This is a genomic window from Streptomyces sp. NPDC006235, from assembly GCF_040613735.1.
In the GTDB taxonomy this organism is placed as follows: Bacteria; Actinomycetota; Actinomycetes; order Streptomycetales; family Streptomycetaceae; genus Streptomyces.
Genome location: NZ_JBEXSR010000009.1, coordinates 173,869 through 197,790, shown reverse-complemented (window position 1 = coordinate 197,790; position 23,922 = coordinate 173,869). Strand labels below are relative to the sequence as shown.

Below are 23,922 nucleotides of genomic sequence, written 5' to 3'. Positions count from 1 at the left end.
TGGAGGGACGAGAGTAGCCACAGGGTCCCGCACCGCGCCGCATACTCACCCCATGCGTATCCGCCCCGCGACCGCCGCCGAGCTCCCCGCCCTCCAGGACATCGAACGGGCCGCCGGTGCCCCCTTCCGCGACCTCGGCATGCCGGAGATCGCCGACGACGCACCGCCCCCGCTCGGCGTACTGGAGCGCTACCGCGGGGCGGGCCGCTGCTGGGTCGCGGCCGACGAGGAGGATCACCCGGCCGCGTACCTCCTCGCCGAACCCGTGGACGGCGCCCTGCACATCGAGCAGGTCTCGGTCCACCCGCGCGCCGCGCGCCGGGGCGTGGGCCGGGAACTCCTCGCGTACGCCGCCGACCGCGCCCGCGAGGAGGGCCTGACCGCCCTGACCCTGACCACCTTCACGGAGATCCCGTGGAACGCCCCCTACTACGCCCGCCTCGGCTTCCACACCCTCGCGGAGGAGGACCTCACCCCCGGCCTGCGCGAGATCCGCGCGACGGAGGCCGAACACGGCCTCGACCGCTGGCCCCGGGTGTGCATGCGCGCACCGCTGTGACCGAAGCGCGGTAATCCGCGCGCGGCCCGGCCCCCACCGCTGCCACGATGCGCCCCATGGGCGACATCGAACCCGGCACGCTCGTCGTGCGCCGCGCCGTCGGACCACACGGCGCTGACCGAGACCGACCCGATCGCGGCGGCGGGAGACCGGGCGCGCCGCGCCGGCATCCGGCACTGGTGCGAGCAGGGCAGGGCGCTGCTGGCCGAAGACGCGCGCGGCCCCGTGGGCTACGCCGTGCTGGAGTACACCTTCTTCGAGCAGGGCTTCCTCACCCTGCTGACGGTCGCGCCCGCCGCACGCCGGCAGGGTGTGGCCACGCGGCTTCTCACGGCCGTCGAAGCCGCGTGCACCACGCCCAAGCTGTTCACCTCGACCAACGTCTCCAACCAGCCCATGCAGCACCTGCTCCTGAGCGCCGGCTGGCGACCCGCCGGTCTGGTCCACGGCCTCGACGACGGCGACCCCGAGCTCTTCTATCTCCGCCCGCCCGCGAACCTCTCCCGCAGTTCCACCTTGCGTACCTTCCCGGACACCGTCATCGGGAAGGAGTCGAGGAGCTGAAGACGGGTCGGGATCTTGTAGTGGGCCAGGCGGTCCTGGCAGAAGGTCTGGAGTTCGTCCAGGGTGAGCGGGTCGGCGGGGTCGTGGGGGATGACGCAGGCGAGGACCTCCTCGCCGTAGCGTTCGTGCGGGACGCCCACGACCTGGACGTCCTGGATCTTGGGGTGGGCGTAGAGGAACTCCTCGATCTCGCGGGGGTAGATGTTCTCCCCGCCCCGGATGATCATGTCCTTGATGCGGCCGACGATCTCGACGTAACCGTCCTCGCGCATCACCGCGAGGTCGCCGGTGTGCATCCAGCGGCCCGCGTCGATGGCCTCGGCGGTCTTCTCCGGCTCGTTCCAGTAGCCGAGCATCACGCTGTAGCCGCGGGTGCACAACTCGCCCGCCGTGCCGCGTGGTTGGGTGACGCCCGTCGCCGGGTCGATGATCTTCACCTCGATGTGCGGCAGCACGCGGCCGACCGTGCCGGTGCGGTGTTCCAGGTCGTCGTCGCGCCGCGTCTGCGTGGAGACGGGTGAGGTCTCCGTCATGCCGTAGCAGATGGACACCTCGGCCATGTTCATCTCGTTGACCACCCGCTTCATCACCTCCACCGGGCAGGGCGAGCCCGCCATGATGCCGGTGCGCAGGGAGGAGAGGTCGTACGAGGCGAAGCCGGGGAGGTTCAGCTCCGCGATGAACATGGTCGGGACGCCGTAGAGGGAGGTGCAGCGCTCCTGCTGGACCGCCTCCAGCGTGGCCTTCGGGTCGAAGGACGGGGCCGGGATCACCATGCAGGCGCCGTGCGAGGTGGCCGCGAGGTTGCCCATGACCATGCCGAAGCAGTGGTAGTAGGGCACCGGGATGCAGATCCGGTCCTGCTCGGTGTAGGCGATCGACTCGCCCACGAAGTAACCGTTGTTGAGGATGTTGTGGTGGGAGAGGGTGGCCCCCTTGGGGAAGCCCGTCGTGCCCGACGTGTACTGGATGTTGATCGGGTCGTCGCAGGACAGGCCGTCGTCCTGGAGCCGGGCGCCGGGAGTTCCCCGCCCGAGCAACGCGTCCCAGCTCGGGTCGCCGAAGTACACGACCTCGCGCAACTCGGGGCACCTGCCCCGCACCTGCTCGACCATCGCCCGGTAGTCGCTCGTCTTGTGGCCGAGGGAGGCGAACAGGAAGGAGATCCCGGCCTGGTTGAGGACGTACTCGACCTCGTGGGTGCGGTAGGCCGGGTTGATGTTCACCATGATCGCGCCGATGCGGGCGGTGGCGTACTGGACCAGGACCCACTCGGGACAGTTGACCGCCCAGATGCCCACCCGGTCGCCCTTGGCGACCCCGGAGGCCAGGAGGGCGGAGGCCAGCTCGTCGACGGCCGCGCCGAACCGCGCGTACGTCCAGCGCCGCCCGGACGGCACGTCGACCAGCGCCTCACGGTCCGGCCAGGTGGCCACCGCCCGGTCCAGGTTCGCCCCGACCGTGTCGCCGAGCAGAGCCGTCCCGCTGGTGCCATGACTGTACGAGTTCACCGGAAGTCCTCCTCGCGGTACTCGGCGTCCGACCCGGCCGCCGTCGCCTCGCGCAGCTCGATGCGGCGGATCTTGCCCGAGACGGTCTTGGGCAGGGCCCCGAACTCCAGGCGGCGGATGCGCTTGTAGGGGGCGAGGGCCTCACGGGAGTGCTCGAACAGCACCTTCGCCGTGTCGGGGCCCGGCTCCCAGCCCTCCGCCAGGACGACGTACGCCTTCGGCACCGCGAGCCGCAGCTCGTCCGGCGCGGGCACCACGGCCGCCTCGGCCACCGCCTCGTGCTCCAGCAGCGCGCTCTCCAGCTCGAAGGGGCTGATCTTGTAGTCGGACGCCTTGAAGACGTCGTCCGCGCGGCCGACATAGGTGATGTAGCCGTCCTCGTCCCGTGCGCCGATGTCGCCCGTGCGGTAGTAGCCGCCGGCCATCGCCTCCGCCGTGCGGTCCGCGTCGCCGTGGTAGCCGGTCATCAGGCCGACGGGGCGGTCCGACAGGTCGAGCGCGATCTCGCCCTCGTGCGCGCCGGGCGCACCCGAGACGGGGTCCAGCAGTTCGACGCGGTAGCCGGGGCTCGGCCGGCCCATCGAGCCGGTCTTGAGGGGCTGGCCGGGGCTGTTGGCGACCTGCACGGCCGTCTCGGTCTGGCCGAAGCCGTCCCGGATGGTGACGCCCCAGGCGCGGCGGACCTGTTCGATGACCTCCGGGTTGAGCGGCTCACCGGCGGCGACGACCTCACGGGGCCGGGTGCGCAGCTGCGTCAGGTCGGCCTGGATGAGCATGCGCCAGACGGTGGGCGGCGCGCAGAAGGTGGTGACCCGGGCCCGGTCCATCTCGGCCATGAGCCGGGCGGCGTCGAAACGCGTGTAGTTGTACAGGAAGACGGTCGCCTCGGCGTTCCAGGGGGCGAAGAGGTTGGACCAGGCGTGCTTGGCCCAGCCGGGTGAGGAGATGTTCAGATGCACGTCGCCGGGCTTGAGGCCGATCCAGTACATGGTCGACAGGTGCCCGATCGGGTACGAGGTGTGGGTGTGCTCGACGAGTTTGGGCCGGGCGGTGGTGCCCGAGGTGAAGTACAGCATCAGCGGGTCGTCGGCCCTGGTCGGGGCGTCGGGGGTGAAGCCGGCGGGGGCGCCGTAGGCGTCGTCCAGCGGCAGCCAGCCCTCGGGCACGGCTGCCGCGTTTCCCGCCTTTCCGGCGTCTCCCGCGTTTCCGGCGTCTCCCGCGGCGATGCGGGTGTAGTCGCCGGGGACCTCGGCGAACTTGCCCGCGTCCTCGGAGCGCGCGATGACGTGCCGGACCCGGCCGCGGTCGACGCGGTCGCGCAGGTCGGCGGGGCCGAGCAGCGGGGTGGCCGGGATGACCACCGCGCGCAGTTTCATCGCCGCGAGCGCGGTGATCCACAGTTCGGCCTGGTTGCCGAGCATCACGAGGATCCGGTCCTCGGCGCGCACGCCCCGGGCGCGCAGCCAGTTGGCGAACCGGTCGGAGCGTTCGGACATCTCCTCGAAGGACAGCCGTGTCTCGCGGCCGTCCTCCTCGACGATGTGCAGCGCGGTACGGGCGTTGCCGTGCGCGATCTCGTCGAACCAGTCGAGCGCCCAGTTGAAGTAGTCGGGACGGGGCCAGCGGAAGCCCTCGTAGGCCGTGCCGTAGTCCTCGCGGTGCTCCAGCAGGAAGTCCCGCGCGCCGCGGAACGCATCCGTCGCCGATGTCATGTGTCCTCCTTGGTACCGGACCATTGCCGGGCGGCTCCGAGCCATCGTGTAATCCGTGATGCAGGTCTCACTACCCCCGAACGGGGGGTGCGGCCGCGCAGGAGCCGTAGTGAAGGGGCGATCAGGTGACAGCAGACGCGTCCGACGCGGTCGAGATACGCGACGCGCTGCTGCGTCTGCGGCGCGCCACCGGCCTTCCGGTCGCCTTCGGCGGCCTGATGGAGGCCGGGCAGCGGATGCGCATCAGCGAACTGAGCGGCACGGCGACGCACGCCCTGCGTTCGCTGGTGGTGACGTCCGGGAACGGGCTGGGCGGCAAGACGCTGGTGCTCGCCCGGCCGTGCGTGGTGACGGACTACTCGGTGTCGCGGCAGATCAGCCACGAGTACGACGCCCCGGTGGCGGTGGAGGGACTGCGCTCGGTGCTGGCCGTGCCGGTGATCGTGCGGCACTCGGTGCGCGGGGTGCTGTACGGGGCGCTGCGCACGGCCCTGCCGCTGGGCGGGCGCATGCTGGACGAGGCCGTGGAGGCGGCGCGGGACGTGGAGCGGGCGCTGGTCGTGCGGGAGGAGGCGCGCACGCTCGCCGCGGAGGGCGGGGTCGGCGCTGGACGGGAGTTCGTCGCCGGAGGCGGGCCCGGCGCGGGACGCGAGCAGGTGCGGGAGGCGCACGCGGCGCTTCGGGCGCTGGCCCCGAAGATCGCGGATCCCGAGCTGCGGGCCGAGCTGCTCGACGCGTGTGCCCTGCTCACGGCCGGCACCACACCGTCGGACCGGGTCCGGCTCACGCCCCGCGAGGTGGACGTGCTGGCGTGTGTCGCCGCGGGGGCCACGAACGCGGTCGCGGCCGAGCGATTGGGGGTGACGCCCGAGACGGTCAAGGGGTATCTGCGGTCGGCCATGCGCAAGCTGCGGGCCCGGACCCGGGGCGAGGCCGTGGTCGCGGCACGCCGGGCGGGATGGTTGCCGTAGGTTTGTGTTGTTTTTCCGTTTTCCCCCTGCCGTTCGATATGCCGACGGGTTCCCGACCGGGCGCCACCGCCGTGTTCCGCCGCATTCGGGAGACCGATGAATTCACGCTCGACCTGCGTTGTTATTTCCCTCACCACGCCGTCCGTCCGAAATTCAAAGAGCTGTTGCCTAATATTGGCCAGGACACGCCACACGGAGGGGAGCGGTGACCGTGCCACGGGACTTCCAGGAGCCTCCCAGGAGCCGCCCCGACGTGGTCATCGGCCGGGAGGACCTGTTCACGTCGGCGCGTGAACAGCTCGGCCGAGGCGGCAGTGTGCTGCTCCACGGCCCCGCGGGAATTGGAAAGTCGACGGTCTTGCGGGCGCTGACCGCCGATTACGCCGGTGCGGCCCGGACCGTGTTGCGCTGCTCGGCCACCGAGTCCGAATCCCACCTGCCGTTCCTGGCGCTGGCCGATCTGTTCGGCCTCGTCCTCGACGACGTCTCCGGCGCGTTGCCCGCCGCCCAGCGCACCGCGCTGGAGTCCGCCCTCACCGGGCGCGGCGAATCCACCCTCCAGCGCGACGGACTCGCGCTGCGCCTCGCCGTGCTGTCGGCGCTGCGCGCGCTGGCCGCCCAGGGCCCGGTGCTGGTCGTCGCCGACGATCTGCAGTGGCTGGACGCGGCCAGCGCCGAACTGCTCGGTTTCGCCGCGCGCCGGCTGGGCGACACGCCCGTGCAGATGCTGTGCGCGGTGCGCACCGAGGGCCAGGAGTACGACCGCCATCTACGCGCGTCTCCGCCCGACACGCTCGCCGTCCGGCTCGGCCCGCTGTCCCGCACGCAGGTGTCCGCGCTGCTCGACCACCGCGGCTACACGCCCCTGTCCCGCTCCACGATCCGCGACATCCACCGCACCAGCGGCGGCAACCCCCTCTTCGCGCTGGAACTGGGCCGCGCCCTCGCCGAGAGCCCGACCCGGCCCCGGCCCGGCGAGCCGCTGCCCGTGCCCACCTCGCTGCGGGCGCTGGTGCTGAGCCGGCTGGAGATGCTGTCGGACGAGGCCCGCCGCACCCTGCTCGTGGCCAGCGCCGGTGCCCGTCCCACGCTGGCGCTGCTGCACGCGGCCGGCCGGGAGCACGCCGAGGCCGAGACCGCCCAGGCCGCGGCGCTGGGACTGCTGGCGACCGAGGGGGAGGGCCCCGCCGTACGGTTCGCGCATCCGCTGATCTCGGCGGCGCTGTACGCGGAGGCCCCGGCGCACGAGCGGCGGGCCGTGCACGCCGCGCTGTCCACGGCGGCGTCCGACCCGATCGAGCGGGCCCGGCATCTGGCCCTGGCGACCACGGGCACCGACCCGGAGGTGGCGGCCCGGCTCGCCGAGGCCGCCGCGCTGGCCCGGGACCGCGGGGCGCCGTCGGTGGCCGCCTCGCTCGGGCTGCTCGCGGCGCGGCACACCCCGGCGGACAGTGCGCCGGGCCCGGACGAGCGGCGGCTCCAGGCCGCGGAGGACGCGATCACCGCCGGCGAGGCCGACCTCGCCCGGGACATCGCCCGGGACGTGCTGACCCGGGCCGCCGTGCCCGCGGAGCGGGTGAGGGCCTGGATGGTGGTCATCGAGGCGGCCGGGCAGGCGCTCGGCGACGTCGACGCCGTCTTCCCGCAGGCCCTGGCCGACGCCGGCGACGACCCGCGGCTGCTCGCCCTGGTCCACTACCAGCTGGCCTGGCGCGGCCTGGTCGTCGAGGGCGACTTCGCCGAGGCCCGGCAGGAGGCCGCGCACGCGGCGGAGCTGGCCGCCCGCGGCGAGGACCGGCGCACCGAGCTGATGGCGCTGTCCTTCCAGGCCTCCACCGAGACCCTGATGGGCCACCCGGACGCGCCCGCGACCGTGAAGCGGGCGCTGAAGGAGCCGCAGGACCCGTATGTGGCCTGCCATCACAACGGCGCCGGCTCGGCCCGGTTCCGCTGGCTGATCATGAGCGACCAGCTGCCCGAGGCGCGGGCGACCATCACCGCGCTGCTGCGTGAGGTGCGCAGGCGCGGCATGGTCGAGAGCGAGGTGCACTTCCTGCGTTTCCTCGCCGACACGGAACTGCGCTCCGGGCACTGCGGCCGGGCACTGGACCTGGCCCGCGAGAGCCTGCGGCTCGCCCGGGACGCCGGGATCGGCGAGGGCGCCTCCGCCATGCTCGCCTCCCTCGCGGAGGCCTCCGGCGGGGACGTCGACCGGGCGCTGGCCCTGGCCCGTGAGGCGGCCGACCACGCCGAGGTCGACGGCGACCAGATGTACCTGTCCCGGGCGCTGGCGGCCCTGGGGTACGCCCAGTCGGTGGCCGGGGACCCGGCGGGCGCGGTCCGTTCGCTGCGCCGGGTGCGCGAGCTGGAGCACGGCCTCGGCATCAACGACCCGGCGCGCGGCCGCTGGCACGGCGACCTCGCCGAGGCCCTGGTCCGCGTCGGCGAACCGGGCGAGGCCCAGGACGTCATCGACACGGCACGGGTGCACGCTCTGCGGCTGGGCCGGGAGAGCGTGCTGGCCGTCCTCGACCGGGCCGAGGCGCTGGTGCGGGCGGCACGCGGCGAGCACGAGGCCGCCCTGGTCCGGCTGACGTCCGTCCAGGACCGGCTCGGCCGTCTGGGCTACGGCCTGGAGGAGGCGCGGGCCGCCTTCGCGCTGGCCCGGCTGCGCGCCCGGACCGCCGCTTACCCCCGCACCGGCGGCACTCCCCTGCCGGGGCCGGCGTCGTACGACGAGGCCGCCCGGCTGTTCCGGCGCTGCCGGGCGCTGCCCTGGCTGCGGCAGGTCGACGCGGCCGCCGCTGCCGGTCCCGCGGCGGTGGAGCCGGCCTCCGCCGCACCGCCCGTCGCGCTCGACGCGCTGGAGGGCCTTGCGGCGATGGAGCGTCAGGTCGCCTCATTGGTGATGGAGGGCGCGACCAACCGGGAGATCGCGGCCCGGCTGTTCATCAGCGTCAAGACCGTCGAGGCGACCCTGACCCGGGTCTACCGGAAGCTGGGGATCCGGTCCCGGGTGGACATCGTCCGGCTGGCGGCCGGCCGGCGCACGACCTGACCCGCCTCCGTCCACCAGGTCCGTTCGGCCCGACCGAGGGTTTTCCCTGCCCAACTCCCTTAGGGGGTTCCCTCATTGGGCGCCCGCCGCCGCGGGCTCTAGCTTTGCCGTGTGCCGCTCGCCGGGCACACGGAGATCCGAACAACGGCGTCAGGGTCACCGTGCACCACCACCCGCGCGACCCCCCACCGGCAACTCCCCGAGGAGACCCATGTTCGGGTTCGACCGTGCCAGAAAAGCCGCCGCCGTCGCCACGGCGACCGCTGCCGCCGCCGCGACCGCGCTGCTCGCCGCTCCCTCCGCCGTCGCCGCGCCCCAGCCGATCGTCGGCGGCACCACGACCACGACGACCGCGTACCCGTTCGTCATGCAGATCACCGACGCCTCGCAGAACCAGTTCTGCGGCGGCACGCTGGTCTCGCCCACGAAGGTCGTCACCGCCGCCCACTGCATGGTCGGCGAGACCACCAGCAGCGTGCGCGTCGTCGGCGGCCGCACCTACCTCAACGGCACCAACGGCACGGTCGGCAAAGTCGGCAAGATCTGGATCCACCCGAACTACACCGGCGTCACCGACGGCGAGGACGTGGCCGTGCTGACGCTGTCGACGTCGATGCCGTACACGCCGGCGAAGTACGTCTCCGCCTCGCAGACTTCGGTGTACGCGGCCGGCACCACCGCCCGCATCCTCGGCTGGGGCACCACCTCCTCGAACGGCAGCGCCTCCAACCAGCTGCGCACCGCGACCGTACCGACCGTGTCCGACTCCAGTTGTGCGAGCTCCTACGGCTCCGACTTCGTGAAGAGCGACATGGTGTGCGCCGGGAAGACCTCCGGCGGCGTGGACACCTGCCAGGGCGACAGCGGCGGTCCCCTGCTCATCGGGGGCGTCCTGGCAGGCATCACATCCTGGGGCGAGGGCTGCGCCCAGGCCGGTTACCCGGGTGTCTACACCCGGCTGACCACCTTCTCCAACCTGGTCACGACACAGATCAACTCGTAGCCGGGCAAAGCTCCTGAGTACCCCTCAGGTGACAGACCAGGGGGCGTTGCGGGCCTCCACGAGCGGCCCGCAACGCCCCCTCTCCATGTGCGGGGCCGGGCCCGCCGTCACGCGTCGCGTACGACGCCGAAGCGGATGTCGTACGACGTCTCCGGGTGCATCGTCCGCAGCATCCGCTCCCCCTCGGCGGTGACCTCCTCCCGCTGGGCCCTGGTGAGGCGGCCGAACGGCTCGATGACGAGCGCGTGCTCCTCCAGGCGCCACAGACCCGCGAGGAACCCGTCGACGAGGAGGGTGCGGTAGGCGATGTTGCCCTGCCAGGCGCGGCCCCGGTACTCGGGCGGGACGACGCGGGTGCGGTCGGCGTGGGAGAGCAGCAGGTTGTCGAACTCGGGCAGGAAGCGCGGCGGCGCCGGGGTGTCCGGGTCGGGGCGGGGGGCGTCCGGCAGGTCGAAGAGCTCGACGCCCTTGTCGTCCCGGAACGTGACGAGTCGCGGGCGGAGGCGTTCGAAGGCGTCGCGCAGACGGGTCAGTCCGGCCCAGGTCTGCGTGTCCCGCACGGAGGCCGGGCCGAAGGCGGCGAGGTAGCGCAGGACGACCGAGTCGGGCGTGGCGGCCGGTCCGGCGGGCCGCCCGAGCCAGTGCTCGGCGGTGGTCAGGCTGACCTGCCCGCTCCGGCCCCACAGGCCGCGCGGGGTCACCTGCACGAGCGGCAGCCGGCACCGGGCGGCGACGGACAGGGCCTGCGGATCGGCGTCCGGCCACTCCTGGAGCAGGGCCTCGCGCAGTTGCTTCATGGTGCGCGGCTCGGTCTCGACGAGCTCGCGGGCGAGGGCGGCGAGCCGGTCCAGGTCGACACCGGCGAGCCCCTTGCGGAACTGCGTCAGCTCCCGGTCCCGGGCGGGCTGCACCAGCGGACGCAGCGTGAGGCAGTCGTCCGCGGTGTGGGTGTGGATGGTGGAGCGCATCGTGACGATCCGTACGACCTCGCGGTCGGCCATCGGCCGGGACAGCGCCTCGGGGGTGAAACCGTCGAGGCGGGCGGCGAGCGCGTAGTACGGGGGCTTGACGTTCTGCGCCTGGAGACCGACCAGGTGCTCGACGGCCGCGGTGGCGGAGATCCTGGCCGGGCGCAGGAGCAACTGGCGCTCCAGGGTGGCGCGGTTGAGGGCCCGGGTACCGAGGTGGGGTGCCGCGCCGACGACGCTCCGCTTGGTGTTCGTCATAGGGGCACGGTAGCGAGAGTTGCGGACAGGTTCTGGCCGCGACGGCCGAGACTCCCCGGGCCGGCGGTATTCCGGGCGCGGCGGGGTAATGGGATTCGATCAGCCCCCAGTTGAGAAGGAGCCGAGGATGACCGACGACGCCTACCTGTTCCTGCTTGACGACGCGTCCGCGCGGCTCGGCGTGGCCCCCGCCGCCGTCGGGGAGCTCGCCTGCATGGAGACCCCCGCGGTGCGCGCGTGGCTGGACGCTCAGGGAAGCACGCCGGCCTCCCCTCACCTGCGCCTGCTGCCGCCGGAGGAGACGGCGGCCATCCCCGAGGGAGCGGAACGGCTGCCCGTCCCGCTGAGCGACGAGGAACTGAGCCGGGTCCGCCACCGGATGGCACCGGAGCCGCTCGCGCGGGTCGAGGAGGAGCTGCTGGCCTACCGCGACTGCGCGGACGGGCGGGACGGCCTGATCGGACGGGCGCTGGCCGCCGGCGTGCCACCGCACCGCATCGCCGAACTGACCGGGGTGGACCCCGCGACGGTGTCCGCTGCGGCGAGCCGCTGAGGCCACCCGCGACGGTGATCGCCGCGGCGAGCCGCTGAGGACGCTGCGGCGGCTCGCCCGGCGTCCGGGCTCACGCGCCGGGTCCCGGGTCCGGCTGGACGGCTGACTCGATGCCGGCGCGGGCCGCTTCCAGCTGGGCGGCGAACGCGATGCCGAGGAAGAGCGCGACGGCGGTGAGGTTGGCCCACAGCAGCAGGGCGATGAAGGCGGTGAGCGGCCCGTACACGGCGCCGAAGGCACCGCTCTCCTCGACGTACAGCGCGAGCAGCCAGGTGGCCGACACCCACAGCAGCAGGTGCACGGCCGAGCCGAAGGCGAGCCAGGTGTAGCCGGGCTGGACGCGGCGCGGCGACCAGCGGAAGATCACGGCGGAGGCCACCCAGGCCAGTGCGAGTCCCACGGGGATGTCGAGCACGCCCCACCACCGTGACCCGCTGTCCTGCCAGCCGGCCGAGTCCGCCACGGCGTCGCCCACGGCCTCGCCTGCCACGAGGACGACGAACCCCAGCACCAGGGGCAGACCGGCGGCGAGCGCGAGCACGATCGCCCTTCCGTACTTGCGCGGGAAGGGACGGTCGCGCTCGATGCCGTAGATGCGGTTGGCGCCGCGCTCGATCTGGCCCATGGCCGAGGCGAGGTTCAGCAGCGCGAAGCCCAGACCGAGCCACAGGGCGAGCGTGCCCCAGACGTCGCCGTGCGCGGTGCGCCGCGTCCCTTCGAAGGCGTCCTCGACGATCTGCGCGCTGGCCCCCGGCACGATCCGGCCGAGCGTGAGCTCGATGACCCGGCCCACGCCCTCCGTGTGCACCGACGTGGCGAGACCGACGAGCGCCACGGTGCACGGGACCAGCCCGAGCACGACCTGGAAAGCGAGGGCCCGCGCGTTGGTGAAGCCGTCCGCGTACCGGAACCGTGCGAAGGAGTCGGTCAGCAGCCGCAGCCCTCCGTAGTGGCGCAGGGCGGTGAACGCCTCGTCTCCGGAGAGCTCGTCTCCGATCATGTCCCGGGTCTGCGGGACGTGGACGACGGTACCCATGGCGTGCACACTCCTTGCTGTACGTCCGAACCGTGCGGAGGGGAGATCGGGATCACAGAATCGGCGAGGGAAAGGTCACAGCCTCGTCCACTGCTGCTCCTCTGTGTCCGTGTCCTAGCATCCGAGCATGACGGTCCTGCCTGACGACGGGCTCGAGCTGGCCGGCGACTTCCCTGATGTGCCCCATGAGCAGTGGCAGCGCCTTGTGGCGGGTGTGCTGCGCAAGTCGGGCAAGGAAGTGGAGGGCGCCGAGGCCGAGGAAGCCCTGTCCACCGCGCTGGAGGACGGGTTGCGCACCCGGCCTCTCTACACCGCGCACGACACCGCGCCCGAGCCGGGCTTGCCCGGATTCGCGCCCTTCGTACGGGGCGGCCGGGCCGAGGGGAACACGCTCGGCGGCTGGGACGTACGGCAGCGGCACACGGTGGCCGACGGCGGGGCGGTGCTCGGGGACCTCGAGAACGGTGTCACTTCCCTGTGGCTGGCCGTGGGGGAAGGCGGCATCCCGGTGCCGGAGCTCGGCCGGGTCCTCGACGGCGTCCTGCTCGACCTCGCCCCCGTCGTCCTCGACGCGGGGCGTGACTGCGACGCCGCCGCGCGGGAGTTGCTGCGGCTGTACGAGGAGCGCGGTGTCGCCCGGGAGGCGGCGCGCGGCAATCTGGGCGCCGACCCGCTGGGCCAGGAGGCCCGGACCGGGCAGGAGGGCGACGTCGCTCCGGCGGCGGAGCTGGCGCGGCGGTGTGCCGAAGGGCACCCGGGGCTGCGGGCGCTGACCGTGGACGCGCTGCCGTACCACGAGGCCGGCGGTTCGGCCGCCCAGGAGCTGGGCTGCTCGCTGGCCACGGGAGTCGCGTATCTGCGGCACCTCACCGAGGCCGGGCTGAGCGTCGAACAGGCTTGTGGGCAGCTGGAGTTCCGGTACGCGGCAACCGCCGACCAGTTCCTGACGATCGCCAAGCTGCGGGCCGCGCGCCGGCTGTGGGCGCGGGTCGCCGAGGTCTGCGGCGCGCCGCGCGCGGGGGCTCAGCTCCAGCACGTCGTCACCTCCCCGGTGATGATGACGCGCCGCGACCCGTGGGTGAACATGCTGCGCACCACCATCGCCACGCTGGCCGCCGGTGCGGGTGGGGCCGACGCGGTCACCGTGCTGCCCTTCGACCACGCCCTCGGCCTGCCGGACGCGTTCGCGCGCCGTATCGCCCGCAACACCTCGACCATTCTCATCGAGGAGTCGCACCTCGCCCGGGTGATCGACCCGGCGGGCGGCTCCTGGTACGTGGAGCGGCTCACCGACGAACTCGCCCACGCGGGCTGGGAGTTCTTCCGGAGGATCGAGCGGCTCGGCGGTCAGGCTGGTGCCCTGCGGTCGGGGGACCTCGCGCGGGACCTGGCAGAGACGTGGCAGGCCCGCCGTACGAAGCTGGCGAAGCGGCGCGAACCCGTCACGGGCGTCAGCGAGTTCCCGTACCTCGCGGAGAAGCCGGTGGTCCGCGAGAGCGCCCCCGAGCCGCCGTCGGGCGGGCTACCGCGGGTGCGCCGCGACGAGGAGTTCGAGGCGCTGCGCGCCCGCTCCGACGCCCACCTCGCCGCGACCGGCTCCCGGCCCCGGATCTTCCTCGCCGCGATCGGCCCGGCCGCCGCGCACACCGCGCGCCTCACCTTCGCCTCGAACCTCTTCCAGGCGGGCGGCATCGAGCCCGTCACGGACGGAACCTTCGAGGACAGCGGGGCGACGGAGGCCGTGCTGTGCTCCAGCGACGCGCTGTACGAGGAGAAGGCTTCGGAGGTGGCCGCCGAACTGCGGTCGGCCGGCGCCTCGCACGTGTTCCTCGCGGGCCGTCCCGGGCAGTACGCCGGTGTCGACGCGTACGTCTTCGCGGGCTGCGACGCCGTGGCCGTGCTCTCCGCGACCCTCGACCGCATGGGAGTGTCCTGATGACCGCCCCCTCCGACCGTTCCGTCCCCGACTTCTCCGGGATCGAGCTGGGGACCCCGTCCCCGGACGGCGGCCCCGACGAGTGGCGTACGGCGGTCAAGAACGCCTCCGGCGGCGACGACCTGCTCTGGGAGACCCCGGAGGGCATCGTGGTCAAGCCGCTGTACACCGGGCGTGACCTGGAGGGCCTGGACTTCCTGGAGACGTACCCGGGCGCGGCGCCGTATCTGCGGGGCCCGTACCCGACGATGTACGTCAACCAGCCCTGGACGATCCGCCAGTACGCCGGTTTCTCCACGGCCGAGGAGTCCAACGCGTTCTACCGGCGCAACCTCGCGGCCGGGCAGAAGGGCCTGTCGGTCGCCTTCGACCTGCCCACGCACCGGGGCTACGACAGCGACCACCCGCGGGTGACCGGTGACGTCGGCATGGCGGGCGTGGCGATCGACTCGATCTACGACATGCGGCAGCTGTTCGACGGGATCCCGCTGGACAAGATGACCGTGTCGATGACGATGAACGGCGCCGTGCTGCCGGTGCTGGCGCTGTACATCGTGGCGGCGGAGGAGCAGGGCGTGCCGCCGGAGAAGCTGGCGGGGACCATCCAGAACGACATCCTCAAGGAGTTCATGGTCCGCAACACCTACATCTATCCGCCGAAGCCGTCGATGCGGATCATCTCCGACATCTTCGCCTTCACCTCGCAGCGGATGCCGCGCTACAACTCCATCTCCATCTCCGGCTACCACATCCAGGAGGCGGGCGCGACGGCCGATCTGGAGCTGGCGTACACGCTCGCGGACGGCGTGGAGTACATCCGGGCGGGCCGTGAAGCCGGCCTGGACGTGGACGCGTTCGCGCCCCGGCTGTCGTTCTTCTGGGCGATCGGCATGAACTTCTTCATGGAGGTCGCCAAGCTGCGGGCGGCGCGGCTGCTGTGGGCGAAGCTGGTCAAGCAGTTCGACCCGCAGAACGCCAAGTCCTTGTCCCTGCGCACCCATTCGCAGACCTCAGGCTGGTCGCTGACGGCGCAGGACGTGTTCAACAACGTGACGCGCACCTGCGTCGAGGCGATGGCGGCGACGCAGGGGCACACGCAGTCGCTGCACACCAACGCCCTCGACGAGGCGCTGGCCCTGCCCACCGACTTCTCGGCGCGCATCGCCCGCAACACGCAGCTGCTGCTCCAGCAGGAGTCCGGCACGACCCGGGTCATCGACCCCTGGGGCGGCAGCGCGTACGTGGAGAAGCTGACGTACGACCTCGCCCGGCGGGCCTGGCAGCACATCCAGGAGGTCGAGGCCGCGGGCGGCATGGCCAAGGCCATCGACGCGGGCATTCCCAAGCTGCGCATCGAGGAGGCCGCGGCCCGTACCCAGGCCCGGATCGACTCGGGCCGGCAGCCCGTCATCGGCGTCAACAAGTACCGCGTCGAGACCGACGAGCAGATCGACGTGCTCAAGGTCGACAACTCCTCCGTGCGCGCCCAGCAGATCGAGAAGCTGCGGCGGCTGCGGGCGGAGCGGGACGAGCGGGCGTGCCAGGACGCGCTGGAGGCGCTGACCCGGGCCGCCGCGGGCGAGGGCAACCTGCTGGAGCTGGCGGTGCACGCGGCCCGTGCGAAGGCGACCGTCGGGGAGATCTCCGACGCCCTGGAGAAGGTGTACGGCCGGCACGCGAGCCAGATCCGTACGATCTCCGGCGTGTACCGCAACGAAGCAGGGGAGTCCCCGTCCGTGGACCGCACCCGAGCCCTGGTCTCCGACTTCGAGGAGGCCGAGGGCCGCCGCCCGCGCATCCTGGTCGCGAAGATGGGCCAGGACGGCCACGACCGCGGCCAGAAGGTGATCGCGACCGCCTTCGCCGACCTCGGCTTCGACGTGGACGTCGGCCCGCTGTTCCAGACCCCGGCCGAGGTGGCCCGGCAGGCCGTCGAGGCGGACGTGCACATCGTCGGCGTCTCGTCGCTGGCGGCCGGTCACCTCACCCTCGTCCCGGCGCTGCGCGAGGCGCTGGCCGAGGAGGGGCGCGAGGACATCATGATCGTGGTCGGCGGGGTGATCCCGCCGCAGGACGTGCCGACGCTGCTGGAGATGGGCGCGGCGGCGGTCTTCCCGCCCGGGACGGTGATCCCGGACGCGGCGTACGACCTGGTGAAGCGGCTGTCGGACGGACTCGGGCACGACCTGTGATCGATGTCGACGCGTATGTGAAGGGCGTACTCGACGGGAAGCGGGCGCTCATCGCCCGGGCCATCACGCTCGTGGAGTCGACCCGCCCCCAGCACCGGGTACTGGCCCAGGAGTTGCTGACCGCGCTGCTGCCGCACAGCGGGCGGGCCCGGCGGATCGGGGTCAGCGGGGTGCCGGGCGTGGGCAAGTCGACGTTCATCGACGCGTTCGGCACGATGCTGACGGGGCTCGGGCACCGGGTGGCGGTGCTCGCCGTCGACCCGTCCTCCAGCCGTACCGGCGGCTCGATCCTCGGCGACAAGACGCGCATGGAACGGCTGGCCGTGGACCCGGCGGCGTTCGTCCGCCCCTCCCCCACCGCGGGCACGCTGGGCGGGGTCGCCAAGGCGACGCGTGAGTCGATCGTGGTGATGGAGGCGGCGGGCTACGACGTCGTCCTGGTGGAGACGGTCGGCGTCGGCCAGTCCGAGACCGCGGTCGCGAACATGGTCGACTCCTTCCTGCTGCTCACCCTCGCCCGCACGGGCGACCAGCTCCAGGGCATCAAGAAGGGCGTCCTGGAACTGGCCGACGTGATCGCCGTGAACAAGGCGGACGGCCCGCACGAGCGCGACGCCCGTGCCGCCGCGCGCGAGCTGGCGGGCGCGCTGCGGCTGATGCACGGCAAGGACGCGTTCTGGACCCCGCCCGTGCTCAGTTGCAGCGCCCGGGAGTCGAGCGGCCTGGACACGGTGTGGGAACGCCTCGAACACCACCGCACGCTGTTGGACTCGACGGGCCGCCTCACCGCCAAGCGCCGTGACCAGCAGGTCGACTGGACGTGGACCATGGTCCGCGAGGAGCTCCTCGGGCGGCTGCACGCGGACCCGGCGGTGCGGGCGCTGGCGCCGGTGCTGGAGCAGCGGGTGAGGGAAGGCGAGCTGACGCCGACGCTGGCGGCGGAGCGGATCCTGGGTGCCCTCGGTGGCTCCGAGGCAACGGATTCCTGAACCGGAAGCAACCGGAAGGGCGAATTCGCATGCCCGGCTTGCATGACTATGCAAAGTGATACATACTCTTTCTATGTCCAAGGTCCTCACCTCCCTGCCCGCCGGCGAGCGCGTCGGCATCGCCTTCTCGGGCGGTCTCGACACCTCCGTCGCGGTCGCGTGGATGCGCGACAAGGGCGCCGTCCCGTGCACCTACACCGCCGACATCGGCCAGTACGACGAGCCCGACATCGCGTCGGTGCCCGGCCGTGCGAAGACCTACGGGGCCGAGATCGCGCGCCTGGTCGACTGCCGTGCCGCGCTGGTCGAGGAGGGCCTGGCGGCGCTGACCTGCGGCGCGTTCCACATCCGCTCGGGCGGGCGGGCGTACTTCAACACCACGCCGCTCGGCCGTGCCGTCACGGGCACGCTGCTGGTGCGCGCGATGCTCGAGGACGACGTCCAGATCTGGGGCGACGGTTCGACCTTCAAGGGCAACGACATCGAGCGGTTCTACCGCTACGGCCTGCTCGCCAACCCGCACCTCAGGATCTACAAGCCCTGGCTGGACGCGGCGTTCGTGACCGAGCTCGGCGGCCGCAAGGAGATGTCGGAGTGGCTCGTCGCGCACGGGCTGCCCTACCGCGACAGCACGGAGAAGGCGTACTCCACCGACGCCAACATCTGGGGCGCCACGCACGAGGCGAAGACCCTGGAGCACCTGGACACCGGCGTCGAGACCGTCGAGCCGATCATGGGCGTGAAGTTCTGGGACCCCGAGGTCGACATCGCCACCGAGGACGTGACGATCGGCTTCGAACAGGGCCGCCCCGTGACGATCAACGGCAAGGAGTTCTCCTCCCCCGTCGACCTGGTCATGGAGGCCAACGCCATCGGCGGCCGGCACGGCCTGGGCATGTCGGACCAGATCGAGAACCGGATCATCGAGGCCAAGAGCCGCGGCATCTACGAGGCCCCGGGCATGGCCCTGCTGCACGCCGCGTACGAGCGGCTGGTCAACGCGATCCACAACGAGGACACCCTCGCCCAGTACCACACCGAGGGACGGCGGCTCGGCCGGCTGATGTACGAGGGCCGCTGGCTGGACCCGCAGGCGCTGATGATCCGCGAGTCGCTCCAGCGGTGGGTCGGCGCGGCCGTCACCGGCGAGGTGACGCTGCGGCTGCGGCGCGGTGAGGACTACTCGATCCTCGACACGACCGGCCCGGCGTTCAGCTACCACCCGGACAAGCTGTCCATGGAGCGCACCGAGGACTCCGCGTTCGGCCCGGTGGACCGGATCGGCCAGCTCACCATGCGCAACCTGGACATCGCCGACTCGCGCGCCAAGCTGGAGCAGTACGCCGGCATCGGCATGATCGGCACCGGCAGCCCGACCATCGGCGCCTCCCAGGCGGCCGCGACCGGGCTGATCGGCACCATGCCGGAGCTGCCGCAGGGCGGCGCCGAGGCCATCGCCTCCCGGGGCGCGGTCTCCGAGGAGGACGCGTGGCTGGACCGCGCCGCGATGGACTCCGGCACGGACTGAGCCCACGGAGTTGTCCGAACGGAGAGGCCGGCTCGACGGTGTCGAGCCGGCCTCTCCGTTCGGGTCCCCGGCGGGTCAGCGGGACGTGCCCGCCATCTCCCGGACGGGTGCGTCCAGGGCGTCGAGGATGCGCAGGATGTCCTCCACGCGCTGCTTGGCGTCGCCGAAGAGCATCTGGCTGTTCTCCCGGAAGAACAGCGGGTTCTGCACACCCGCGTACCCGGCGGCCATCGACCGCTTGAAGACGACCACGTTGGCCGCCTCCCACACGTGCAGCACCGGCATCCCGGCGATGGGGCTGGCCGGGTTGTCGGTGGCGGCCGGGTTGACCGTGTCGTTGGCGCCGATGACCAGGACGACCGAGGTGTCGGCGAAGTCGTCGTTGATCTCGTCCATTTCCAGGACGATGTCGTACGGCACGTTCGCCTCGGCGAGCAGCACGTTCATGTGCCCGGGCAGCCGGCCGGCGACGGGGTGGATGCCGAAGCGCACCTCGACGCCCCGCTCGCGCAGCTTGCGCGCCAGTTCGGCGACCGGGTACTGGGCCTGGGCGACCGCCATGCCGTAGCCGGGAGTAATGATCACCGAGGAGGCGTCGCGCAGGAGTTCTGCGGTCTCCTCCGCGCTGATCTCCCGGTGCTCCCCGTGCTCGGCGTCGTCGGCCGCTGCCGCCGGGGTGCCGAAACCGCCCGCGATCACCGAGAGGAAGGAGCGGTTCATCGCCTTGCACATGATGTACGACAGGTAGGCACCGGAGGAGCCGACCAGCGCGCCGGTGACGATCAGCAGGTTGTTGGCGAGCAGGAAGCCCGAGGCGGCGGCGGCCCAGCCGGAGTAGCTGTTGAGCATGGAGACGACCACCGGCATGTCACCGCCGCCGATGGAGGCGACCAGGTGCGCGCCAAGGGCGAGGGCGATGACGGTGACCGCGACGAGGAGACCCAGGTTCGGGCGTGCCACGAACGCGATGGTCAGTCCGACGAAGGCGACCAGGGCCCCGATGTTCAGGACGTGCTTGCCGGGCAGCGTGAGCGGGCGGGAGTCGATGCGTGCCGAGAGCTTCAGGTACGCGACGACGGAACCCGTGAAGGTGACGGCGCCGATGAACACCCCGATGAACACCTCGGCGTGGTGGATGCCGAGGAGCGAACCGGTGAGCTCGGCGTCGACGTCGAGGTAGCCGTTCCAGCCGACGAACGTGGCGGCGAGGCCGACGAGGCTGTGCATGATGGCGATCAGCTCGGGCATGCCGGTCATCTCGACCACCCGCGCCCGCCACAGTCCGATGCCCGCGCCGATGGCGGTGGCGACGGCGATCAGCACGAGACCGGTGGCGGTGATGTCCTTCGACGCGAGGCCGACGGTGGCGGCCAGCGCGACGATCATGCCCGCGATGCCCCAGACGACTCCCGAGCGGGAGGTCCGGTGCTGCGAGAGCCCGGCGAGGCTGAGGATGAACAGCAGCGCGGCGACGACGTAGGCGGCTTCTGAGGCCGTGACTGTGGTCATCCGTGATCAGCCCTTCGAGAACATGCCGAGCATCCGGCGGGTGACGGCGAATCCGCCGAAGATGTTGATGCTCGCCAGCAGGATCGCGGCGAACGACAGCACGGTGACGGCGGTGTTCCCGTGCCCGATCTGGAGCAGCGCGCCGACCACGACGATCCCGGAGATGGCGTTGGTGACCGACATCAGCGGGGTGTGCAGCGCGTGGTGCACGTTGCCGATGACGTAGAAGCCGATGACGATCGCCAGCACGAACACCGTGAAGTGGCCGATGAGTTCGCTCGGCGAGAAGGCCGTCACCAGGAACAGCGCGAGCGCCCCGGCGCCGACGAGGGCGTACGAGGACCAGGCCGGGCGGGAGGGCTTCGCCGGTGCCTCGGAGGGGGTCGGTTCCGGCTCCTTCGCCCCGCCCGGGGCCGGTGCGGCGGACACCTGGACCGGGGGCGGCGGCCAGGTCTTCTCGCCCTCGCGGACCACGGTCATCGACCGCTGCACCACGTCGTCGAAGTCCAGGACGAGCCGGCCGTCCTTGCCCGGCGTGAGCAGCTTCATCAGGTTGACGACGTTGGTGCCGTACAGCTGCGAGGCCTGGGCGGGAAGCCTGCCGGGCAGGTCGGTGTAGCCGATGATCGTCACGTCGTTGTCGGTGACGACGGCCTTCCCGGCGACCGTGCCCTCGACGTTGCCGCCCTGGGCCGCCGCCATGTCGACGATCACGCTGCCGGACTTCATCCGCGCCACGTCCTCGGCGGTGATCAGCCTCGGCGCCGGGCGGCCCGGGATGAGCGCGGTGGTGATGATGATGTCGACGTCGGCGGCCTGCTCGGCGTACAGCTGCGCGGCGAGCCGGTCGTAGTCCTCCGAGGTGGCCTTCGCGTAGCCGTCGGTGCTCACCTCCTGCTCGACGCCCACCGACAGGAACTCCCCGCCCAGCGAGCGGACCTGCTCGGCGACCTCGGGCCGGGGGTCGGTGGCGCGGACCACGGCGCCGAGGCTGCGGGCCGCTCCGATCGCGGCGAGCCCGGCCACCCCGGCACCGGCCACCAGCACCTTGGCGGGCGGCACCTTGCCGGCGGCGGTCACCTGGCCGGTGAAGAACCGGCCGAAGGCGTGCGCGGCCTCGACCACGGCCCGGTATCCGGCGATGTTCGCCATCGAGCTGAGCACGTCCAGAGACTGGGCGCGCGAGATGCGCGGCACGGCGTCCATGGCGAGCACGGTGATCGGCCGCCGCGCCAGCTCGTCGACCAGTTCCGGGTGCAGCGCGGGGCCGATGAGCGCGATCAGCGTCGCCCCGTCCCGCAGCCGGCCGATCTCCTCGCTGGAGGGGCCGTTCACCTTGAGCACGATCTCCGCCTGCCACGGGTCGCCGAGCCGCGCTCCGGCCTCCTCGTAGGCCGCGTCGGAGAAGCGGGACGAGGCTCCCGCCCCCGGTTCGACCACCACCTCGTAGCCGAGCGCGGCAAGTCTTCCCACGGTGGCCGGCGTCGCCGCCACCCTGGTCTCGCCCGCAGTGGACTCGGCGGGTATGCCGATCCGCTGGGGTTCCGGTTCCGCTGGGACCATCGTCTGCCTCTCCGTCGTCGGGGGTGCCTGTCCTCCCTTGGTGCCCGCATCCTGCACGTTCGACGCCGTGTCCGTGGCGGGCCGTGGTCACATGGCCGACGAGGTCGTCCTCACATCGCCGAGGGGTTGCCGTGAGGCTCTTTCGGCGGTATCACGCGTGCCGTATGGGACACAAGGGCCTTCTGATGCGTCACCGCGGCCCCGGGCGCAGACTGAATCCGTGAGCAGCACGCGCCCGGGGCGCGGCGGGACCGCGGCCCCCTCCCGAACGGTGTCGCAGCAGACTGTGGCACTGGCGGCGATGATGTTCGCCGTCGCCATGACCTTCATCGACCAGACGATCGTGTCCATCGCGGCACCGGACATCGTCCGCGAACTGGGTCTGTCGTCGTCCGGCATGCAGTGGGTGGTGAACGCCTACCTGCTGTCCCTGGCGGCGTTCTTCGCCCTCGGCGGGCGTTTGGCGGACCTCTACGGGCCTCGCCGGATCGTCGTCATCGGCACGGTGGTGTTCGTCGTGTCGTCGGTGCTGTGCGGCTGCGTCCCCGCGGGCGGCGCCGCGCAGGCCTGGCTGATCGTGTTCCGCGCCACCCAGGGACTCGGGGCCGCGCTGCTCTTCCCCGCGGCGCTCGCCGTGGTCGTGGCGGTGTTCCCGGTCGAGCGGCGCGGACGCGCCCTCGCCCTGTTCTTCGGCGTCTCCGGCGCCCTGACGGCCCTCGGCCCGCTGCTGGGCGGCTGGCTCACGGGCTGGACGTGGCGAGCCGTGTTCTGGGTCAACGTGCCCGTGGCGATCGTGGCACTGGTCCTCACGGCCCTGGCGCACCTCTCCGACCGGCGGCGGTCCGGGACCCTGGACGTCCGTGGCGCCGCCCTGGTCGCGGCCGGCATGGGCCTGAGCGTCCTCGGCTTCCAGCAGGCCTGGTCCTGGGGCTGGGACAGCTGGGCGACCTGGGTGTGCGTCGCGGGCGGGCTCGCGGTGCTCTACGGGTTCGTCCGGTTCGAGCGCCGGGTGCGGCATCCGCTGATCGACCTGCGGGTCTTCCGGGACAAGGCGTTCACCGTGGACGCGGCGGTGCTGTTCTTCGCGATGCTCGCCTTCGTCCCGGTGTTCTTCTTCAGCTCGGTGTACGCCCAGGTGTCCCTGAGCGCCTCGCCGAACCAGGCGGCCCTGTTCCTGCTGTACTTCTTCGCGGGCTTCGCGATCGCCTCGCAGTGGGGCGGCCGGATCCTCGACAAGCAGGGCGCGCGTCCGGCCCTGAAACTGGGCACCGCGGTGGGCTGCGCCGGGTTCGCTCTGTGGGCGAACAAGCTCACCGACCTGTCCATGCACGACCAGTGGCCCTACGCGGCCCTCGCCGGGGCGGGGATCGGCTTCGTCCTCGCGCCCGCCTCGACGGACGCCGTCAACCGGGCCATCGGCGCCTCCTACGGCGAGGTCACCGGCATCACCCAGACCGTGCGCAACTACGCGGCGAGCGTGGGCCTGGCCCTCTACGGCACCGTCCTGACCCACGTCACGACCGACAAGGTGGTGCAGACCCTGCGATCCCGCGGCATGCCCGCCGGCGACGCGGACACCGTGGCCCGGGACATCACCGAGTCGGTCACGGGCAACGGCGACTCCCGGCCGCCCACCGGCACCGGCCCCGCCGCCGAGGCGACACGGGACGCCATGAGCGCCGTCCGCATGGACTTCGCCGAGGCCAACCAGTGGGTGTTCTACGGCATGGCCATCGCCCTGGGCATCGGCTTCCTGTGCGCCCTGCGCCACCCGGGCGGCCGGGCGGCGGCCACGGCGGAGGAGAAGGGCGAGCCGGTCGGGCAGACACGCTGACCGCCGTACGGCGAACTCGTCAGGTGAACAGGTCGGTCGTGCGCTTCTGGATCTCCTGTGGGTTGGTGCTGCTGCGGCTTGGTCGAGCGTAGGCGTGTATGAGCGAGTGAGAGTGAGTGCCGGTGCTGCCGACGAGGGGACGCAGACGGCTTCGGAGTCAGGGGAACGGAAGTTTGTC

At 72.3% G+C, this 23,922-nt stretch carries 17 protein-coding genes; 11 read left to right on the top strand and 6 right to left on the bottom strand.

The annotated features are described in order from the left end of the window. The first annotated feature begins 52 nt into the window (after positions 1-52). Entirely contained in the window at positions 53-559 is a 507-nt protein-coding gene (locus ABZ192_RS14395; protein ID WP_356924797.1) for a GNAT family N-acetyltransferase, read from the top strand. Between the two features lie 39 nt (positions 560-598). Beyond that, the gene (locus ABZ192_RS14390; protein WP_356924850.1) at positions 599-1,123 is read left to right on the top strand and encodes a GNAT family N-acetyltransferase; all 525 of its coding nucleotides are present in this window, start codon (positions 599-601) and stop codon (positions 1,121-1,123) included. On the opposite strand, the gene ABZ192_RS14385 is transcribed toward ABZ192_RS14390, so the two are convergent. Further along, positions 1,036-2,634 (bottom strand): AMP-binding protein, encoded by a 1,599-nt coding sequence (locus ABZ192_RS14385; RefSeq protein ID WP_356924796.1) that lies wholly within the window; start codon positions 2,632-2,634, stop codon positions 1,036-1,038. The two genes, ABZ192_RS14390 and ABZ192_RS14385, sit on opposite strands and share 88 nt — an antisense overlap. Continuing rightward, positions 2,631-4,346, bottom strand: coding sequence for an AMP-binding protein (locus tag ABZ192_RS14380; protein ID WP_356924795.1), 1,716 nt, complete (start codon positions 4,344-4,346; stop codon positions 2,631-2,633). Before ABZ192_RS14380 ends, ABZ192_RS14385 begins: the two co-directional genes overlap by 4 nt. Before the next feature lie 125 nt (positions 4,347-4,471). Between ABZ192_RS14380 and ABZ192_RS14375 the strand changes: the two genes are divergently transcribed. The 3 genes from ABZ192_RS14375 (at position 4,472) to ABZ192_RS14365 (ending at position 9,378) form a co-directional block, all read left to right on the top strand. Then, positions 4,472-5,317, top strand: a complete 846-nt coding sequence (locus ABZ192_RS14375) for a helix-turn-helix transcriptional regulator (protein WP_356924794.1) — start codon at positions 4,472-4,474, stop codon at positions 5,315-5,317. A gap of 205 nt (positions 5,318-5,522) precedes the next feature. Then, positions 5,523-8,375, top strand: a complete 2,853-nt coding sequence (locus ABZ192_RS14370) for an AAA family ATPase (protein ID WP_356924793.1) — start codon at positions 5,523-5,525, stop codon at positions 8,373-8,375. Positions 8,376-8,586: 211 nt separating this feature from the next. Continuing rightward, entirely contained in the window at positions 8,587-9,378 is a 792-nt protein-coding gene (locus ABZ192_RS14365; RefSeq protein ID WP_356924792.1) for a serine protease, read from the top strand. A gap of 107 nt (positions 9,379-9,485) precedes the next feature. Here the strand turns inward: ABZ192_RS14365 and ABZ192_RS14360 are convergent, their stop codons facing one another. Then, complete coding sequence (locus ABZ192_RS14360; RefSeq protein ID WP_356924791.1) at positions 9,486-10,604, bottom strand: winged helix DNA-binding domain-containing protein; 1,119 nt, start codon at positions 10,602-10,604, stop codon at positions 9,486-9,488. A gap of 127 nt (positions 10,605-10,731) precedes the next feature. Between ABZ192_RS14360 and ABZ192_RS14355 the strand changes: the two genes are divergently transcribed. Then, the gene (locus ABZ192_RS14355) at positions 10,732-11,157 is read left to right on the top strand and encodes a DUF6003 family protein (RefSeq protein WP_356924790.1); all 426 of its coding nucleotides are present in this window, start codon (positions 10,732-10,734) and stop codon (positions 11,155-11,157) included. Positions 11,158-11,227: 70 nt separating this feature from the next. Here the strand turns inward: ABZ192_RS14355 and ABZ192_RS14350 are convergent, their stop codons facing one another. Beyond that, a complete protein-coding gene (locus ABZ192_RS14350; protein WP_356924789.1) occupies positions 11,228-12,193 on the bottom strand; it encodes a YihY/virulence factor BrkB family protein in 966 nt (321 codons plus the stop codon). A gap of 127 nt (positions 12,194-12,320) precedes the next feature. On the opposite strand from ABZ192_RS14350, the gene ABZ192_RS14345 reads away from it, so the two are divergent. The 4 genes from ABZ192_RS14345 to argG all read left to right on the top strand — a co-directional run bounded on the left by ABZ192_RS14345 (position 12,321) and on the right by argG (position 18,838). Next, on the top strand, positions 12,321-14,129 hold the full coding sequence (locus ABZ192_RS14345) for a methylmalonyl-CoA mutase subunit beta (RefSeq protein ID WP_356924788.1): 1,809 nt from the start codon (positions 12,321-12,323) through the stop codon (positions 14,127-14,129). Then, positions 14,129-16,321 carry a methylmalonyl-CoA mutase gene (gene scpA, locus ABZ192_RS14340; protein WP_356924787.1) on the top strand — a complete coding sequence of 731 codons (2,193 nt, stop codon included), beginning with the start codon at positions 14,129-14,131 and terminating at the stop codon, positions 16,319-16,321. The genes ABZ192_RS14345 and scpA overlap by 1 nt, the downstream gene beginning before the upstream one ends. Beyond that, positions 16,318-17,310 (top strand): methylmalonyl Co-A mutase-associated GTPase MeaB, encoded by a 993-nt coding sequence (gene meaB, locus ABZ192_RS14335; RefSeq protein ID WP_356924786.1) that lies wholly within the window; start codon positions 16,318-16,320, stop codon positions 17,308-17,310. Before scpA ends, meaB begins: the two co-directional genes overlap by 4 nt. A gap of 73 nt (positions 17,311-17,383) precedes the next feature. Then, on the top strand, positions 17,384-18,838 hold the full coding sequence (gene argG, locus ABZ192_RS14330; protein WP_356924785.1) for an argininosuccinate synthase: 1,455 nt from the start codon (positions 17,384-17,386) through the stop codon (positions 18,836-18,838). A 75-nt stretch (positions 18,839-18,913) separates the two neighbouring features. Here argG and pntB read toward each other — a convergent pair whose 3' ends face one another. After that, positions 18,914-20,347: a Re/Si-specific NAD(P)(+) transhydrogenase subunit beta gene (gene pntB, locus ABZ192_RS14325; RefSeq protein ID WP_356924784.1), complete on the bottom strand. Its 1,434-nt coding sequence runs from the start codon at positions 20,345-20,347 to the stop codon at positions 18,914-18,916. Between the two features lie 6 nt (positions 20,348-20,353). Then, on the bottom strand, positions 20,354-21,910 hold the full coding sequence (locus ABZ192_RS14320) for a Re/Si-specific NAD(P)(+) transhydrogenase subunit alpha (protein ID WP_356924783.1): 1,557 nt from the start codon (positions 21,908-21,910) through the stop codon (positions 20,354-20,356). Positions 21,911-22,211: 301 nt separating this feature from the next. On the opposite strand from ABZ192_RS14320, the gene ABZ192_RS14315 reads away from it, so the two are divergent. After that, positions 22,212-23,744 (top strand): MFS transporter, encoded by a 1,533-nt coding sequence (locus ABZ192_RS14315; RefSeq protein ID WP_356924849.1) that lies wholly within the window; start codon positions 22,212-22,214, stop codon positions 23,742-23,744. Positions 23,745-23,922: the final 178 nt, after the last annotated feature.